Genomic DNA, 18,225 nt, shown 5'->3' on the forward strand with positions numbered 1-18,225 from the left:
CGTCGGCCTTCTGATTAGGAGTGAAAATGTTGAGTCTTAACAAGGCTAATAAAGCGGCTATATCCCAGGTCTCTTTTGTTTGGAGAGGATTATCCCTGCATAGCTTAAAATTAATCTTCGTGGGAATTCTTGCTTGTCATTTTGTCTTTTTCCTATTTCTTTGGCAGCCGGTTTATAACGAAATTTCTACATTAAAGGAAGCTAAGCTCTATTGGCAGCAAGTGATCAGAACGGGATTGAAAAGTTCTGCAGAGGAAATTCCCGGTATGGATCAACTGCCAAGCTTGATTGAGCAATGTTGTGATGATTTTAGTAAATCGGGAGTTGATGTGGCTTCCTTTAACGTTGAACGGTTTGGTGAGAGAAGAGCAAAGGGCAAAGGTACCAGAATTGATTACGCCTTAGTTCGCTTGCGCCTGCTAGGTCAATGGCAAGACATTCTCAGCGCTCTGAAAGAGCTGGAAGGTGACCAAGGATTTAAGATTCAAATACAAGAAGTATTGTTAACAGAGGAAGGCGGAAACACTCTATTGCAGATATATTTTAAAACAGGAGATAGGGAAGGGTAATAAGGAAAATATTTGAAATAGAGGAACGAGACATTCATACTCTTCCATAGTTTATGGAGAGGAGGAATGTAAAGTGGTTAGGGAGTACTGCATTCAACCAGGGGACGATTTTCATCGTTTGGCACAACGCTGGGGAGGAACCTGTGAAGATTATTTGCTGGCAAATCCTAAGGTTGATCCCCTTAAACTTCAAATTGGACAAAAAATTGTTTTGCCCGAATTCAAAGGGATTAAGGGGTTGGAACAATACTCGGATATAAGCCTGAATCAGGGACAGGAGTTTGTGGGAGAGTATCTGGATCACGTTGAAATGGAAATAGAAGGAGTTCGTGTTCACCTGCGCCGCGTTGGTGAACCCAAAACTCCTCACGAGATACACTTTCTTCTCCCCCGGACAGAAATCCGTAAAATACAGCCGGCTGGAGAATGTGGGCCGACAGAAGTACAAATTATGTTAAGTAATATTAATGTTGTGCTTTCACCTCGCTTGATGAGCGGGGAAGGTGATAAAGCGGAGCAAAGTCAAATCCTGGAACAGACAAAAGAACAAGAGCAGACGATCCGGCAGGCATCCAAACAGCAGACGCAGAATCTGACGCAACAAGCACAAAATGAGTTTGGCCAGCAATATGGTCAGGGAGCCCAGCCGGCATTCTAAGACTATACTCAATACAATTAAAAAGCTTGGTGTTAACCAAGTTTTTTAATTATTTTTCATCCTCTGCCGGTGCTGCCCCAGCGGCATGGGGGTCTACGCTGAAAAATCAAAGACCCGAGAGCATTTCCAAAACGGTCTAAAGAACCCGTGGGCCCGAAAGCAAGGGCAGCTTCGTCCACAGAAGCGAGCCCATTGCATGGAGAGGCGGTAAAGCCCACAAGACGGCGCGGGGGAACGGAGCCACAGGTTAACATCAGGTATTACCTGAAGGTTTAGCACGAAAGTGTCCGGTGGACACTTTCGCTCGAAGCGGCAATCTCCAAAGAAGGCTTATCCGCTGAAGAGAAGCTCCCGCGCCGGCGAGTGGGCGAGCCTCGGAATGGTTCATTCCATGCGGAAAAATACTATGCTATAGTTGAAAATTGTGTTAAAATTTTAAAGTGGTTGAGGAAGTGATAATTTGGCAAGAATTTGGGTATTTAATGGTCCAAATCTGAATTTATTGGGACTTCGTGAACCCGAGCATTATGGGTCACACACATTAGCAGAGATTAATCAGGAAATACTAAGAATAGCAAATGAGGCAGACGTAAAAACAGAGTTCAGGCAAACCAATCATGAAGGAGTCCTTATCGATTGGATTCAAGCCTTAACGCCTGCTGATTTCTTAATTCTGAATCCTGGTGCTTGGACGCATACTAGTTATGCCATCCGGGATGCTATTAGTGCTGTAAAAGTTCCTGCGCTGGAGGTTCATTTATCGAATATCCATGCACGTGAGGCGTTTCGAACTAATTCTGTCATTGCACCCGTCTGTATAGGACAAATATCGGGTCTAGGTGCTGAAAGTTATGAATTAGCGATGCGTTACGCTGTTGCTTATCAAGGGAAAAGGGGGAGACAATGACTCGTCTACAACAATTGCGTGAGCAAATGCGCTCAGAGTCCATCGACGCTTACGTGGTAATGCGCCCGGAGAATGCGCGGTATCTGAGTGGATTTACCGGTGGAGAATCAACACTATATATCACTTTGGACAAGGCTTATTTACTAACAGATTTTCGCTACATAGAGCAAGCCGAAGCAGAGGCCCCTAATTTTGATATTATTGACGCCGGATATGATCACTTTGGAAAGTTGAGAGAAATCGGACAACAGGCTCAAAAGGTTGGTTTTGAAGGGGACTTTGTCACCTATCTGGACTTCGGGAAGCTGAAAGATGCGTTTTTGCAAAGGGAGCTGATTTCATTGCCTTATCTGGTCAGCAACCTGCGCTCTGTGAAGGATGATTCAGAAATCCCTTTAATCCGGCGGGCAGTAGAGATCGCTGATGCTGCGTTTCATGAAATCTTAACAACCATTGAAGTTGGGCAAACGGAGGCAGAAATTGGTCTCAATCTGGAGTTTTCCATGCGGCGGGCAGGCGCCAGCGGTGGTTCCTTTGATTTTATTGTAGCTTCAGGTATCCGTTCCTCCCTACCCCATGGAACAGCCAGCACCAAACGTGTACAATCGGGAGAGTTCCTGACTATGGATTTTGGAGCGATTTATCAGGGCTATTGTTCAGATATCACGCGAACTGTGTTTATAGGGGAACCGGAGGATAAGCATAGAGAAATTTATGAGATTGTGTTAGCAGCGCAGCTTGCCGGTATTCAGGCGGTCGAGCCTGGGCGGCCGGGAAAAGAAGTTGATGAGATAGCCCGTACATTTATTGAAAAGGCAGGCTATGGCGGCTATTTTGGTCATGGCTTGGGACATTCTGTGGGGCTGGCGATTCATGAAGGGCCTAATCTTAACAAACGAGAAGAGCGTCGACTTGAGCCAGGAATGATCGTTACTGTTGAACCCGGCATTTATATTCCCAATTGGGGCGGTGTCCGGATTGAAGATATGGTTATGGTAACTGAAGATGGTTGCCAAGTATTAACACAAGCTCCCAAAGACTTTATCATTTTAGAGTAATGTTTGTCTTGACCGTTTGGTTTTTAAGTAATCAATGACAGAAAGGGACAAACTACTTATACAAGAATTTTTTAGGGGGAAGAAATACTATGATTTCTACAAATGATTTTAAGACAGGTTTAACCATTGAAATAGATGGTGATGTATTTTCAGTGGTTGAGTTCCAACATGTTAAACCTGGAAAAGGTGCTGCCTTTGTACGGACAAAATTGAAAAATGTTAAGACCGGTGCAGTGGTTGAACGGAAGTTTAATGCTGGTGAGAAGGTTGAAAAAGCGCATGTTGAGCGAAGGGAGATGGACTATCTCTATAAAGACGGAGAACACTTCGTGGTTATGGATAAAGAAACTTATGAGCAGATCTCTTTGACAGAACTGCAGATTGGCGACGGGGTAAAATGGCTGAAAGAAAATATGACTTTAGGAGTACTTTTCTTTGGCACCGAAGTCATCGGAGTGGATGTTCCAAATACTGTCCAACTCACAGTAACCGCTACTGAACCGGGAGTTAAAGGAGACACTGCTACAGGCGGAACAAAACCCGCAACACTGGAAACAGGGGCAGTGGTTCAAGTTCCTTTCTTTGTCAATGAAGGAGAGGTTCTGATTATTGATACTCGGACTGGAAACTATGTTCAACGAGCCTAGTATGACCGAAGCCAGAGGTCGGATGCCAGAATAGACATGAAAACATCTCCAATGGGGCAAAGTAAGTTTAGTGCTACCATAGGAGGTGTTTTTTGTTTTGCCTAAGAAGACATCAAAGCTCAGTATCATTCCCTTAGGGGGAACTGGGGAAATCGGGAAAAATTTGCTTGTTTTTGAATATGAGGACTCAATTGTAGTCATTGATGGTGGGGTTAAGTTTCCAGAGGATGAATTGCTAGGCATTGACTTAGTAATTCCTGATATTTCTTATCTAGAAAAAAAACGTGATCGTATTAAAGGACTCTTTATAACCCATGGACACGAAGATCATATCGGCGGACTACCCTTTATTTTACCTAAATTGAATATTCCAATTTATGGAACAAAGCTAACATTGGGTTTAGTTCAGGCAAAGTTTCAGGAAAGAACGGCTTACCCTGAATCTTTAATTCATGTTCTTGAACCGGGAAAACCTGTAAGGGTAGGGGATTTTGAGGTTGAAGCATTTCGAGTGACTCATAGCATTCCTGATGCGGTAGGTTACTCATTACTTACGCCTGTAGGCAGAGTTGTTTATACCGGCGACTTTAAAGTAGATTATACGCCTATTGACGGACAAAACATGGAACTGGGAAAATTGGCTGCTTGGGGTCAGGAAGGGATTTTGGCATTGCTCTGCGATTCTACTAATGCGGAGAGGCCTGGTGTCACGATTTCAGAGATGGCTGTCGGCAAAACTTTACGAGAGTGGATCGAACGGGCTGAGGGAAAAATTATTATGGCGTCCTTCGCCTCAAATGTTCATCGAATTCAGCAAGCCATCAATGCTGCTGCTGATGTGGGGCGAAAGGTTTGCGTCGTAGGGCGAAGCATGGAAAATGTCGTTCGAACGGCAACTGAGCTGGGCTATTTAAGATTGCCCGAGGATGACATCCTTGTCGCCAGTTCAGAAGTAGGCAATATGGCACCAGAAAAACTACTGGTCTTGACGACTGGTAGTCAAGGAGAACCTCTGGCCGCTTTGACCAGAATGGCCACTCAGAGTCATCGTCAGATCAATGTTCTGCCGGGAGATATGGTTATCATGGCAGCCACTCCGATACCAGGCAATGAGAAATTAGTTAATAAAACTATCAATCATCTCTATCAGATCGGAGCAGAAGTTGTTACGAAAGAAATGGGACAGGTGCACGTCTCGGGGCATGCCAATCAGGAAGAAATTAAGCTTGTAATTCGTCTTGCTCGACCGCGCTTTCTAATTCCTCATCATGGGGAAATCCGTCATCAGGTAGGTTTTCGAAGAATTGGCAACGCCTTAGGGTATGAGGATGAAGACATCGCTATAACTCAGCTTGGCTCACGTGTTATACTATCTCCAGACCGAATGGAGTTTGGCGAACGTGTCGAAGCAGGGAGTGTATATATTGATGGATTGGGTGTCGGTGATGTAGGCTACATTGTACTTAAGGAGCGTCAACAATTGGCTCAGGATGGGGTGGTTATCATTGTTACTGCACTCTCCAAAACAAAGCCTTATAGGGTTTTATCCGGACCGGATATTATTGCAAGAGGGTTCACCTTCATGAAAGAAGCGGAGACTTTGGTCGAGGGAGCAAAGAAGGAGATCTTGAATACTTTGGAAATACAACTCCAGAAAGATCAATTGGAATGGGTTGTTATAAAAACAAATATCCGTGAGAGTCTCGGTAAATATTTATGGGAAAAGACACGAAGACGCCCTATCATTTTACCGGTACTGCTTCAATTATAATAAAAAAACTAGAGCGCTGATGTTACTTTCATCAAATTTGAAGCGCTCTAATTTATTTTTCTGGAAAGGGTTGTGCAGAAATTCATTGCCGTTGCAGGAAAATAAGCTGATTTTGAAGAATATAGGGTAATAGAAAGGTAGTATTAGAGGGGGGCTTGAAACAATGAAGTATAAACTAAATTGGAATATTAGTCGAGTCACCCCTTTATGTATAACCATCCTCTATGTATTAATTAGTTGGATATGGATTTTTTTTTCTGACCGTTTCTTAGCGTTTATAAGCAAAGATCATCAAATGCTCCTCAGATGGTCCACGATCAAAGGGGGGCTCTTTGTTTTGGTGACCGCTATACTTCTATATTTTCTTATTCAATCTGGGTATCAATCTCTGAAAAAATCTAAGAAAGATATTCAAAATGATCGTGAGATGTTAGAATGTTATCGGCTCTTGGCGGATGAAGTTCTGGATATTATCATCTTTATTCGCCCCGACGGGCAGATTATTGATGCCAATGAAGCAACTGTCAAACGTTACGGTTATACCCGGGAAGAATTGACTAATATGCCAGTGCATAAGCTTCGCTTGCCGGAAGACCATTCGGCGATACCCTATTTTTTACAAAATGCTTCCAAGGGAATGCAATTTGAACTGAAGCATGTCTGTAAAGATGGAAGTGTTTTTCCCGTTGATATCAGTGCTAAGGGAGCAACTTACAATGGTAAGCCTGTTATAGTTAGCCTGATTCGAGATATTTCTAAGCGTAAAAAAGCGGAGGCACAAGTTTGGATAGCAAAGGAACGTGCCCAGGTTACATTGGAGTCTATTGGAGATGCTGTGATTACCTCTGATGTGCAGGCAAATGTGGATTACATTAATCCCGTGGCTGAGACATTGACTGGTTGGTCGAATGCAGAGGCAATCGGATTTCCTTTAGAAAAGATTTTTAATATTATCAATGAAGAAACAGGCAACGCTGTTGAAAGTCCCATTATACACTGCCTTAGCGAGGGCCGCGTTGTCAATATTGCTGATCATACGGCACTCATTAATAAAGATGGCTTAATGATATCTATCGAAGATTCTGCTGCTCCTATTCGTGATAGAGATCAGACAATTATTGGTGCTGTCTTAGTATTCCGAGATGTCAGCTATAAACGAAATCACATGAAAGAACTGGCACATCAAGCACAACATGATGCTTTAACGGGTCTCCCCAATAGACTCCTTTTTAATGAGCATTTGAAGCAGGCGCTAGCACAAGGGAAGCGTAAACAGGGCAAACTAGCAGTGATGTTTTTAGACTTAGATCGTTTTAAACTGATTAATGATACTATGGGGCATAACCTTGGTGATCAGCTCCTAAAAACTGTGGCTGAGCGCATTCGTCAAACCTTGCGTGAAGGGGACACCGTTGCCAGGCAAGGCGGTGATGAATTCTTAGTATTGCTGCCCGAAATCAGTAATGAGTTTGAAGCGGCTTTAGTATCTGAAAGAATATTGGGGGTTTTTGCTAAACCCTTTTTATTGGATGGCAGCGAAATCTATATCAGCACCAGCATCGGTATCAGTCTTTATCCGGATGATGGCAGTGATCTGGAAACATTGGTCAAACAGGCAGATACCGCAATGTACTATGCCAAAGAAAAGGGACGCAATAATTGTCAGTTTTTCACGGAGGGTCTTAACCTTAAGGCCAATCAGAGGCTTTTCACTGAGAACAGTCTCCGCAAGGCCCTAAGCCGTGAAGAATTTGTCCTTCATTACCAACCTCAAGTTGATCTGGTGAGCGGCAACATCGTTGGCTTAGAAGCTCTTATTCGCTGGAATTCTGTAGAATTAGGGTTAGTTTCTCCTGCAGCATTTATTCCCATTGCAGAAGAAACCGGATTGATTGTATTGATTGGAGAATGGGTATTGCGTACTGCTTGTGCTCAAAATAAGCGTTGGCAAAAACAAGGATACTTGCCCTTGCGAATGGCAGTGAATATTTCGGCACGGCAATTTCGAGAACCAAGTTTTATCAAGTTAGTTGAGGAAATATTACAGGAGACTGAGTTAGATCCCAAGTGGCTGGAATTAGAAATTACGGAAAGCATCGCTATGGACAAAAGCGAGGCGTCTCTTCAAATGTTAGGTGCTTTTAAGGAGTTAGGAGTACGTATATCCATTGACGATTTTGGCACAGGCTTTTCCTCATTGAATTATTTGAGACGCATGCCCATTGATACCTTAAAAATTGATCAGTCTTTTATCAAAGATATAAGTACAGGTGAACATGGGGAAGAAGTGGTGACTGCCATTATTCAGCTTGCCAAGAATCTAAAATTGAAAGTAATTGCCGAAGGGGTAGAGACAAATGGCCAGCGATCCTTCCTCAAAGAAAAACTGTGCGATGAAATGCAGGGTTATCTCTTTAGTAAAGCAGTTCCTTGTAACGAAGCTGAGAGATGGTTTCGAATGACTGAAAATTAAAAAATGCTGTACTTTATATTTAGTCGGGTACGTGGTTGTCATGTACCCGGCTTTTTTTGTGCTACTATCAGAAAGTATAAACTTGCGTTATATACTGCGAGAAGGCTAATTCGCGCGAAGACAGTGTCTGGAAGAAGGGCTAACACGTGCGAAGACAGTGTCTTCGTGGGCACCAGCCAAGTTTTCTTTATAATTTGAAGGAATCATGTCTAAAACTAAGAAGCTGGACATACCTTCTATCAAGGGGGGGCAATCATGTGTCGCTGCATTACACTCTATCTGTCGCTCAAACACCTAAAGTGATCCCGAACAACACTACGAAGGTTTTTCAAAACGAGAAGCGTCTTCCCGTACAGCAGAGTGCAGATCTGTGGGCAGACATGGCTCGCTGGTTTGGGGATGATATACGTTCGATTCTAGCTAATCTAAAGGACGTTGCCTTTCATGAAACAGAAGAACTTCGTTTACGAGCTGGGCAGCCTTTTCAAATCAGAACCCTAGCCAAGGATCTTTTTATCAATAAGGAGGGTGAGGCAACCAGCCCCCAAAAAGCTTATGTTGTAAAACACGAAGATCTGGTTTCTGCTCTGGAAAGAATGACTCAAAGTTCAGTTTATGCTGCAGAGGAAGATTTCAGGCAAGGCTTTATCACCCTTCCAGGTGGGAATCGAGTAGGTATAACCGGTAAAATAATCTTGCTTCATGGCAATATACAAACCATTAAACATATATCATCTTTAAACCTTCGCATCGCCAGGGATATTTCCGGACTTGCCTCTAAGATTCTCCCCTTATTGCTAAGTGATGATGGAAATGTTCGGCATACCCTTATAATTTCCCCTCCTCGTGCAGGCAAAACCACCTTTTTAAGGGATCTTATTCGTTCAATCAGCAATGGGGTTCCACAAATAGGTTTAAGAGGTCTGACCGTAGGAGTTGTCGATGAACGCGGTGAACTCGCCGGTATGTGGCAAGGGGTCCCGACTTATGACTTGGGACTTCAGACGGATATCATGGATAGCTGTCCAAAAGCCAGTGGGCTGAGTATGCTGGTCCGCTCCATGTCTCCCCAAGTGGTGGCAATGGATGAAATAGGCCATATGGATGACGTGGCTGCCATAACGGATGCTTTGCGTACAGGGGTACGGATTCTATGTACAGCTCATGCCAGTTCTTTTGAAGAAGCCCACCGCCGGCCGGCTATTGCCGCGTTATTGGATCAGGGAGTATTTGAGCGTCTGGTTGTGTTAAGCAGGCGGCTTGGGCCAGGAAGTATAGAAGGTGTTTATGATCTGAATTCAGGGAGGATTCTATCATGATTATAATGGGGTGTATCGTCCTTATTGCCAGCTGTGGATGTTTAGGACTGTGGTTAGCTTATCGAATTCGCCGCAGGCCTTTGGAGTTAAGAGAATGTTCGATGGCTTTGGCACTCTTAGATACAGAAATTGTCTGGGGAGCAACTCCCTTGCCTGAGGCATTTTCCATTGTTAAAGAAAGGTCGGATAGGCCTTGGCAAGGTTTTTTTGCAGAACTACAGGAACGATTGGTAAGGGGGGAGTCTGCTGGCAGTGCTTGGAAAGAAACGATGACAAATCAGAAAGACAAGTTTTGCTTAAAAACGGAGGATTGGCTTGTTATCGCTGATGTTGGCAAAGGTTTGGGTCGATCTGATCGGTCTGAACAGCATAAACAGATTGAACTTGTGCAGCGTCAACTATTATTAATAAAAGAACAAGCGGAAATATGGGCATACAAACAAGCTAAAATGTGGACCTATTTAGGGTTCCTGGGAGGAATCGCGGGGGTGCTCATTCTGATTTAAACAGGGAGAGGAGTTGTGTTAATGAGCTTTAATTTAATCATAACGGTTGCCGGAATCGGCATATTGGTTGGAGTACTAGCCTCTGTATTAAACCAGTCTGGCCGCAGCGAAATGGCACAAGGTGTAACAATTATGGGAGTCATAGTAGTCCTCTATATTGTGGTACAGTCCATAGCAGAATTATTTACATTGGTTAAGAGTGTTTTTAACCTATATTAGGGGGCTAAAACGTGGAAATATGGCAAATCGTGGGACTAGCCCTGATTGTTACGGTTTTTGCAGTGGTTCTGAAACAGATCCGACCGGAAGTTGCCTTACAGCTCTCCATTTTGGCAGGAACGTCAATCTTTATCCTCATACTCAGTAAGATCAAGGTCATTGTCGATTTATTGCAAACCCTTGCTGACCAAGCCAATATCAGTTCCTATTATTTGTTAATTATTTTAAAAATTGTGGGAGTGGCCTACCTGGCAGAGTTCGGTGCTCAAATATGCCGGGATGCAGGAGAAGGTGCTTTAGCAAGCAAGATTGAGTTAGCTGCGAAAGTAGGGGTTATTATCTTAGCGATTCCAATTATTGTAGCGATTACAGAGTCGATGGTACGACTAGTTCCGTGAGGTGATGTATTTGCCCAGGTTTATTGTCAGTATGATCCTATTCCTCTTTTTCTTCGCTGGGACAAGTCCTCCAGTATTAGCAGAATCAGAAGTGATTCAGCCGGCTGAAAATGCTGAACTTTTGCAGGATATTGATTTAAGCCAAATGCATGGTTTTCTGGAGCAGCTGGACAGTGATCTTCAGAATGCCATCCCTAATTTCTCCCTTGTCCAAATCTTCGAAGACCTGAGAAGCGGAGAATTGAGCCTGAAACCTGAAAATTTAGGGAAGACATTATTGACACTTTTAGGTCATCAAGTCCTGGTAACTGCTCCTTTGATTGGCAAACTATTAGTTTTAGCAGTATTGGGAGCTGTACTTGGCCAGCTTCAGGCGGCATTTGGAGGAAGTGTTGGTAAAACCGCTCAGGTAATGACCTATTTGGTACTTCTCAGCTTGGCCATTACCTCATTTCGAGAAGCTTTAACCATTGCCTCAGATACCATTGAGCAAATGGTAGGTTTAATGCAGACCATGTTTCCGGTGATGATGACGCTGTTGATCACCATGGGGAATATGACCAGTGCGGCTCTCTTTAAGCCTCTGATTATGGGAAGTCTTACAGTATTAGCCACAATGATTAAAACGGTGATTTTACCGCTTTTTTTTCTAGCTTCGGTGCTTAAGCTATTTAACAATATTTCTGAACAATTTAAACTTAGCAAACTGGCCGGATTGTTTGAATTTGCTGGTAAACTCTCATTAGGCGTGATCATGACAGTATTCATCGGAGTAATGACAATTCAAGGGGTAACGGGAGGGGTGGCAGATAGTGTTGTTTTTCGCACAGCCAAGTATTCGGCTGACCTAATCCCCGTGGCAGGGAAGTTTTTCAAAGACGCCGTTGAACTTGTCATCACCTCTGGGCTCTTGTTAAAAAATGCCGTAGGTATTGTAGCTTTGTTAGCCATTGTCATGATCTGCTTAGGTCCGGTCATCAAAATCTTGGCCATGATCCTTACTTTTAGACTTTCCTCAGCCCTTATTGAGCCTATCGGCGAAAAGCCTCTGGCAGACAGTCTGCAAGACATGTCAAAAAGCTTAATCTTTATTTTAGTCACCGTAATCTCTGTAGCAATTATGTTTTTTATGGCTGCTGCAGTGGTAGTTGGGACAGGCACTTTTTCGGTGATGCTGCATTAAGGAGGATTGAGTCGTGCAAACGCTGACAACACTTGTACGTAATTTAGCCTTAATATTATTGCTGGCTACCTTTCTGGAGATGCTGCTTCCTAACAAATCCATGCGCGGCTTTGTTCAGATGGTCATGGGGTTATTTGTAATATCCGCAGTTCTTGCTCCGATTACTGTATTCCTGCATACTCCCTTATCCTTGGAGGTTCCTGCTTGGAGCGCCTCAACACCCCGGGATTTGCCCGCTATTGCGGTGGAAGGACAGGGGCAGAAAATTGCCCGTGATGCCGTTCAAGAGCAATATCGTCAAATTCTCGCCAACCAAATCAAAGGATTAGCTTTGGGTACTTCAGGAGTTGCAGATGCCGATGTGGATGTTGCCTTTGAAGACGGATCAGGAGGATTAACGGATCAGCCCAAAATCAACGAGATAAAGGTGATTTTGAAACCCGCTCAAGACACTATCCAGTCAATTCAGCCCATTATCATCGGCAAATCAGAGAATACGGCTGCTCAGCAATCTCCAAAGACTGAAGAGGTGAGAGAACGAATTGCAACGTTCATGAGCATCGCTAAAGAGAAAGTCACTGTTGAAGAAAGCTAGATGTTTAAAAGCATAAGTGAGTTGGAAGGGGGTAAACACTATGGATTGGATTAAAAAAATATCATCGGAGAAAATGTTAGTAGGGTTAGTATCACTTATTGCCATAGGGATGTCTTTTATTTATCTTGGTAAAGGGACAGGAGAATCTGCTCAGAGTATACAAACTAAGTCAGCGGTCACAGCTCCCGCTGGTTCGACTACTAAAATTGGTTTACTAGAAAAGGAGTTAGAGAGCAAGCTACAAACGAATATTTTAATGATGGAAGGGGTCGGCAAAGTTCAAGTTTCCGTCAACTTTTTAACGGGGATCAAACACGAATATGTTCGTAATAACAATGTAACGAAAAGAACCAATAAAGAGTCGGACAAAACAGGAGGAACCCGTGAGACCACTGAAATAACTGAGGATAATCAAGTAGTGATTCCCAGTGGATCAACTCAACCGGTCATAGCCATGGAAGATCGACCCGAGATTGGTGGGGTGTTAGTCATTGCTGAAGGTGCGCGGGACCCGAAGGTAAGAGAAGCCATCCATACAGCTGTACAGACTTTGTTGAATATTCCCAGTGCCAGAATAACGGTGGTGCCCATGGGTGGAACCTATGATTAAGCACGTCAATCGGCCTGTCCTATTATTTTTGGGACATAAGCCTCGATTATTGTTAATAAGTATCCTAGGATTGGTCACACTATTCATGATAATAGGGATTAAACTTATAAGCCATGAACCCCATGCGTTTCTGACGGAGCAGGCAAGTTTACCTGTTAATGCTTCCTTTGTGGATCACACCATTCAATTTGAAGTTGAGACCCTTAAGCCGGATGATTCTGGGGAAAACTACTTTGTAAATTATCGTTTAAAGCGTGAACAGTTCCGTCAGGAGTCTAAAGCCATGCTTGCAGAGCTTCTCAATTCATCAATAGAAAAGAACAAGGCTCAAGCACAAGAACAATGGCTGGAGTTGAACTCAAAAATCCAACAAGAAGAAGAAATCGAAAATCTTCTAAAGATCAAAGGCTTTAAGGATGCAGTAGTTGATGTTTTTCCCGAACATGTTACAGTGATTGTCTATGCCAAAAGTCTTACTCCTCATGAAGTGAGTATTATTCAAGATATTGTGGTTCGAGTAACAAAGGTTCGTTTAGATAAGATAGCAGTATCTGCTAAAAAATAGTGGCGATTTATAAAAACTTCTATACCAGTTGAGCAGGAAAACAGCTTGTTAGAGCGAATTAAAGTTATAGCTAGGACTAAAGTCCTGGGTGAGAGGATGAGAGACACTGAAGAAGAGCAAAATTCTTATTGCTGATGACGCGAGTTTCATGCGCTTGATGATTAGTCAGATTCTTGCTCGGCAGGGTTTAACAAACATTATAGAGGCTGAAGACGGCCGTCAGGCTGTGGAAAAGTTTAAAAGCCATAAGCCGGACCTGACACTTATGGATATTACAATGCCGGGACTGGATGGATTTGCTGCACTGGCAGAAATTTTGAAGATTAATCCCTTAGCGAAAGTCGTTATGTGCAGTGCCGTTGCCAATGAAAACATTGTTAAAACAGCCTTGCAGGCGGGGGCATCCGGTTTTGTGGCTAAACCCTTTCGGCCTGATGAACTGTTGGGTGTTGTAAGCAAACAGTTGAGTTAATAACTATTATAATCAAGCTGTTGCCTTAATGATGGCGACAGTTTTTTAATTCTACACAAGTCGGATGTTATATTGTATACTTTGTTTGGTTCCGTTGAAAAAGGTGGTTTTGACCCATATAATGAAACATAAGCGTTTCATTTTGAAAAATGAAAATAAAACCATTTTAGAGTATTTAGAAAAATAGTGTTTACGAAGAGGGGTGACGGCAGTTGAGACCGGTCAAAATTACGGATACGACTTTGAGGGATGCTCACCAAAGCCTTTGGGCAACTCGGATGCGTACAGAAGACATGCTGCCGATTCTAACAGAGCTGGATGAGGCAGGGTTTTTCTCTCTGGAAGTATGGGGAGGAGCAACCTTTGATGTGTGTTTGCGCTTTTTAGGCGAAGACCCTTGGGTACGTTTGAGGCAGATTAAAAGTCGGGTGAAAAAAACTCCTTTGCAGATGTTGTTAAGGGCCCAGTCATTAGTTGGGTATCAGCATTACCCGGATGATGTTGTGCGAGAATTTGTGAAACTGAGCGTTAAAAATGGAATTGACATCATTCGAATATTCGATGCCTTAAATGATGTTCGAAATATGGTAGTTCCTATGGAGGCAGCTAAGAAAGCAGGAGCTCATGTTCAAGCATCTGTTGTTTATACCATTAGTCCGGTTCACACAACAAAGCATTATTTGGAAACAGCCACAGCATTGGCTGAACTTGGTGCAGATTCCATATGTATTAAAGATATGGCAGGTCTGCTTACTCCCTTGAAAGCTTATGAATTGGTGTCTTTGTTGAAAAAAGAACTAGGAATCATGGTTCATTTACACAGCCATTATATCGGCGGAATGGCAGTAGGTACTTACTTAAAAGCTGCAGAAGCAGGTGTGGATGTTGTAGATACGGCTAGCGTTCCCTTAGCCTTTGGTGCAAGTCAGCCACCAGTTGAAACTGTTGTCCGGGCATTCCAAGAGACCGATTTTGATTCAGGAATTAGTTTGCGAAAACTCTTCCATATTGCCAAGTATTTTGAATCATTGCGTAAAAGCCGTGGCTTTGAGCGCGGTATTACTCGCATCTCTGATATGAGGGTATTCGAACACCAGGTCCCGGGAGGCATGATCTCCAATCTGGTATCCCAGTTGGAAGAGCAAGGAGCATTGGACCGTATTCATGATGTTTTAGAGGAAATTCCCAAAGTGCGTGCTGAATTAGGATATCCGCCTTTGGTAACTCCAACGAGTCAAATTGTTGGAACGCAAGCTGTATTAAATGTTTTGAGCGGGGCAAGATATAAGTTAGTGCCTGGAGAAGTTAAGGGATATGTTCGTGGGCTTTATGGCCGGCCACCAGCTTCTATTGACTTAGAGATTCAAAAGAAAATCATTGGTGATGATGAGCCAATGTCGGTCAGACCGGCAGATCTTCTCGATCCTGGTATGGCTAAAGCCAAACAAGATAGTCTTAACTTAGCCCAATCGGAAGAAGATGTCGTCAGCTATGCACTTTTTCCGCAAATAGCAAAGAAGTTTTTTGAAGAGCGGGAGAAGGGCATTATCACAAGAGAAGAAACCCAAGACCGAAAGGCAAAAAAAGATATAAAAGAAACACTTACTGGACTGTTATCTAAGGAGGATTCAAAATTGAATTTACAAGAAATCAAGGAACTCATTCAAATTATAGACGAAACGGAAATTAGTGAATTAAATCTTGAAAGTGATGGCGTGAAAATCGCAATTCGTAAAGGTACGGGTGTTCCGGCCGGCATTCCGGTAGTGTCTGTTCCTCGCCAAGACGCTGTCCCGGCAGTGAGCGCAGCAGCACCTGTTCCTCCCAGTGTTGAAGTCCCGGTCAAAACACAGGAACCTGTTTTTAATGAGAACACGGAGACTATAACCTCTCCTATGGTTGGGACGTTCTATGCTGCACAATCTCCAGAAGCAGATCCCTATGTCAAAGTAGGACAGGTGATTGAGGTAGGTCAACCGGTCTGTATCGTCGAAGCTATGAAGCTAATGAACGAAATCGAATCAGAAGTCGCCGGAAAAGTCCTTCAAATTCTTGTAGAAAACGGTCAGCCAGTAGAATATGGACAACCGCTGTTCGTCATTGAAAAATAAGGAGAATTAAAAGCATGTTCAAAAAAATCCTGATTGCGAATCGTGGGGAGATTGCCTTACGCATCATTCGAGCCTGTCGAGAGCTTGATATTGAAACAGTCGCTGTTTTTTCTGAGGGAGATAGGGAAGCGTTGCATGTAAAAGCAGCGGATGAAGCAGTATGCATTGGCCCCGTGGCAAGTGCCAGGAGTTACCTCAATATTCCCAATATCATTAGTGCTGCAGAATTAACGGGGGTTGACGCTATTCACCCCGGATATGGTTTCTTATCGGAAAATGCCCGTTTCTCGGAGATCTGTGAATCTTGTAATATCTCATTCATAGGGCCATCCCCAAAAGTTATTGAAACTATGGGAGATAAAGCTATGGCTCGGAAGACCATGATTTCAGGCGGTGTTCCCGTTGTCCCCGGTTCGAAAGATATTATAACAGATGAAAAAACGGCTGAGAAAGTTGCCGAAGAGATTGGCTATCCGGTATTAATAAAAGCGTCCGCCGGCGGCGGAGGTAAGGGCATGCGGGTTGCTCAAAATGCCAAAGAGCTGCATAAATCCATTCTGGCTGCTCAGAACGAGGCTCAGGCTTCGTTTGGCAATGCTGAGGTTTATCTGGAAAAGTACGTGGAAGAACCTAGACATATTGAAATTCAAATATTAGGCGATAATTATGGGAATGTGGTTCATTTGGGTGAGCGTGACTGTTCCTTGCAGCGCCGTCATCAAAAGCTTCTTGAGGAATCTCCTTCAAGTGCCATTAATCCGGAGTTGAGAGACAGAATGGGAGCTGTTGCAGTTCAAGCAGCTAAATCAGCAAACTATTCTAATGCCGGTACAATTGAGTTCTTGCTGGACCGTCATGGAAATTTCTATTTTATTGAAATGAACACCCGCATCCAGGTAGAGCATCCTGTCACAGAAATGGTAACCAGCCTTGATTTGGTCAAGGAGCAAATCCGTTTAGCGGCAGGGGAACCTTTAGGCTACACACAAGAAGATATTCAGATGAGGGGCTGGGCTATTGAGTGCAGAATCAATGCGGAAGACCCGGATAAAAACTTTATGCCTTCACCAGGGCTGATCAATATTTATCATGCTCCCGGGGGACCGGGCGTACGGGTCGATAGTGCTGTCTACCAAGGATACACGGTGTCCCCATATTATGATTCAATGTTGGGTAAATTGATTGTTTGGGGAGCTACGAGACAAGAGGCTATTACCCGTATGAAGAGAGCCCTTGAAGAATATGTTATTGATGGGATTCATACTACCATTCCCTTCCATTTAAAGGTGCTGGATAATGCTTTCTATCAGCGCGGAGAAGTCTATACAAACTTCATTCAGCGCCGTATCTTAGGAGAATAAGGATTTTAAGAATCTTCACTTTAAAAGTGAAGATTCTTAATGTTTGTGCGCCGGGCTCTTAGCTTTGCAAATAGATATTGTGTACTTGGCCGGCAAATTTATCAGAATTGAGAGAATTATCTACAGGAAATAGCCTTTGCTAGATCAGCCTTAATTTGGTATAATATCAGCGTCATGTAGATAATGGAAACTTGATGGTAGATGGAGCTTAATTCCATCTATCCTTTAGTCGACTTATCTAGATTATAATTTGATATATGAACGTAATGCGAGGTAAGAAGTTCAATATTCAAACCACGAAAATCGAACATCGAACTTCTAATAGGGGGTGAGGACATGGAAAGTTTGGGAACAGAAAATTCCCTTGGGTCCATTAGAATTGCTGATGAGGTAGTTGAAGTTATCGCAGGATTGGCTGCTTCTGAGGTTGAGGGTGTCGTGGGCATGAGCGGGGGTCTGGTTGGAGATCTTGCCAACATGTTGGCGAGAAACAAAAACTTATCTAAAGGTGTTAAGGTTGAAGTCGGAGAACATGAGGTTGCCGTCGACTTGTTTATCGTTGTCGAGTATGGAGTCTCCATTCCCGATGTAGCTCTTAGTGTACAAGAAGCTGTCAAAGAGGGCATCGAAAGTATGACGGGGCTGAAAGTTGTTGAAGCCAATGTACATGTACAAGGAGTTAATTTTAAACCCCTGCCGGAAGCCAAAGAAGAAGACTTACGTCTGAAGTAACGAAAATCATAATGCAAAGGCGGTTGCCTGCGTCTGAAGGCTTCAAGAGGGCTAATACGTGCGAAGACAGT

At 43.4% G+C, this 18,225-nt stretch carries 19 protein-coding genes; all 19 read left to right on the forward strand.

Annotated features, from left to right (window positions below; genetic code table 11):
- Positions 1–26: 26 nt before the first annotated feature.
- Entirely contained in the window at positions 27–569 is a 543-nt protein-coding gene (locus DESOR_RS04965; protein ID WP_014183512.1) for a hypothetical protein, read from the forward strand.
- Positions 570–642: 73 nt separating this feature from the next.
- Entirely contained in the window at positions 643–1,227 is a 585-nt protein-coding gene (locus DESOR_RS04970; protein ID WP_014183513.1) for a LysM peptidoglycan-binding domain-containing protein, read from the forward strand.
- 460 nt (positions 1,228–1,687) lie between these two features.
- Positions 1,688–2,134: a type II 3-dehydroquinate dehydratase gene (aroQ, locus tag DESOR_RS04975; protein ID WP_014183514.1), complete on the forward strand. Its 447-nt coding sequence runs from the start codon at positions 1,688–1,690 to the stop codon at positions 2,132–2,134.
- Positions 2,131–3,192, forward strand: a complete 1,062-nt coding sequence (locus tag DESOR_RS04980; RefSeq protein ID WP_014183515.1) for a M24 family metallopeptidase — start codon at positions 2,131–2,133, stop codon at positions 3,190–3,192. Before aroQ ends, DESOR_RS04980 begins: the two co-directional genes overlap by 4 nt.
- Before the next feature lie 89 nt (positions 3,193–3,281).
- Complete coding sequence (efp, locus tag DESOR_RS04985; RefSeq protein ID WP_014183516.1) at positions 3,282–3,839, forward strand: elongation factor P; 558 nt, start codon at positions 3,282–3,284, stop codon at positions 3,837–3,839.
- 97 nt (positions 3,840–3,936) lie between these two features.
- Entirely contained in the window at positions 3,937–5,610 is a 1,674-nt protein-coding gene (locus DESOR_RS04990; protein WP_014183517.1) for a ribonuclease J, read from the forward strand.
- A 163-nt stretch (positions 5,611–5,773) separates the two neighbouring features.
- Positions 5,774–8,083 (forward strand): sensor domain-containing protein, encoded by a 2,310-nt coding sequence (locus tag DESOR_RS04995; protein ID WP_014183518.1) that lies wholly within the window; start codon positions 5,774–5,776, stop codon positions 8,081–8,083.
- Between the two features lie 257 nt (positions 8,084–8,340).
- Positions 8,341–9,402, forward strand: a complete 1,062-nt coding sequence (spoIIIAA, locus tag DESOR_RS05000) for a stage III sporulation protein AA (protein WP_014183519.1) — start codon at positions 8,341–8,343, stop codon at positions 9,400–9,402.
- Positions 9,399–9,908, forward strand: coding sequence for a stage III sporulation protein AB (locus DESOR_RS05005; RefSeq protein ID WP_014183520.1), 510 nt, complete (start codon positions 9,399–9,401; stop codon positions 9,906–9,908). Before spoIIIAA ends, DESOR_RS05005 begins: the two co-directional genes overlap by 4 nt.
- Before the next feature lie 21 nt (positions 9,909–9,929).
- On the forward strand, positions 9,930–10,127 hold the full coding sequence (gene spoIIIAC, locus DESOR_RS05010; RefSeq protein ID WP_007779978.1) for a stage III sporulation protein AC: 198 nt from the start codon (positions 9,930–9,932) through the stop codon (positions 10,125–10,127).
- Between the two features lie 11 nt (positions 10,128–10,138).
- Positions 10,139–10,525, forward strand: a complete 387-nt coding sequence (spoIIIAD, locus tag DESOR_RS05015; protein ID WP_014183521.1) for a stage III sporulation protein AD — start codon at positions 10,139–10,141, stop codon at positions 10,523–10,525.
- Positions 10,526–10,535: 10 nt separating this feature from the next.
- Positions 10,536–11,708 carry a stage III sporulation protein AE gene (gene spoIIIAE / locus DESOR_RS05020; RefSeq protein WP_014183522.1) on the forward strand — a complete coding sequence of 391 codons (1,173 nt, stop codon included), beginning with the start codon at positions 10,536–10,538 and terminating at the stop codon, positions 11,706–11,708.
- A gap of 13 nt (positions 11,709–11,721) precedes the next feature.
- Positions 11,722–12,303: a stage III sporulation protein AF gene (locus DESOR_RS05025; RefSeq protein ID WP_014183523.1), complete on the forward strand. Its 582-nt coding sequence runs from the start codon at positions 11,722–11,724 to the stop codon at positions 12,301–12,303.
- A 40-nt stretch (positions 12,304–12,343) separates the two neighbouring features.
- Positions 12,344–12,913 (forward strand): stage III sporulation protein AH, encoded by a 570-nt coding sequence (locus DESOR_RS05030; protein ID WP_014183524.1) that lies wholly within the window; start codon positions 12,344–12,346, stop codon positions 12,911–12,913.
- Positions 12,914–12,983: 70 nt separating this feature from the next.
- Entirely contained in the window at positions 12,984–13,478 is a 495-nt protein-coding gene (locus DESOR_RS05035; RefSeq protein ID WP_242832456.1) for a SpoIIIAH-like family protein, read from the forward strand.
- Positions 13,479–13,584: 106 nt separating this feature from the next.
- A complete protein-coding gene (locus DESOR_RS05040; RefSeq protein ID WP_014183526.1) occupies positions 13,585–13,950 on the forward strand; it encodes a response regulator in 366 nt (121 codons plus the stop codon).
- Between the two features lie 212 nt (positions 13,951–14,162).
- Complete coding sequence (accB, locus tag DESOR_RS05045) at positions 14,163–16,061, forward strand: acetyl-CoA carboxylase biotin carboxyl carrier protein (protein ID WP_014183527.1); 1,899 nt, start codon at positions 14,163–14,165, stop codon at positions 16,059–16,061.
- Positions 16,062–16,075: 14 nt separating this feature from the next.
- Complete coding sequence (gene accC / locus DESOR_RS05050) at positions 16,076–17,422, forward strand: acetyl-CoA carboxylase biotin carboxylase subunit (RefSeq protein WP_014183528.1); 1,347 nt, start codon at positions 16,076–16,078, stop codon at positions 17,420–17,422.
- 336 nt (positions 17,423–17,758) lie between these two features.
- Positions 17,759–18,154: an Asp23/Gls24 family envelope stress response protein gene (locus tag DESOR_RS05055; protein WP_014183529.1), complete on the forward strand. Its 396-nt coding sequence runs from the start codon at positions 17,759–17,761 to the stop codon at positions 18,152–18,154.
- Positions 18,155–18,225 lie beyond the last annotated feature (71 nt).

Origin of the sequence: Desulfosporosinus orientis DSM 765, assembly GCF_000235605.1 — a bacterium.
Taxonomy (GTDB): domain Bacteria; phylum Bacillota; class Desulfitobacteriia; order Desulfitobacteriales; family Desulfitobacteriaceae; genus Desulfosporosinus; species Desulfosporosinus orientis.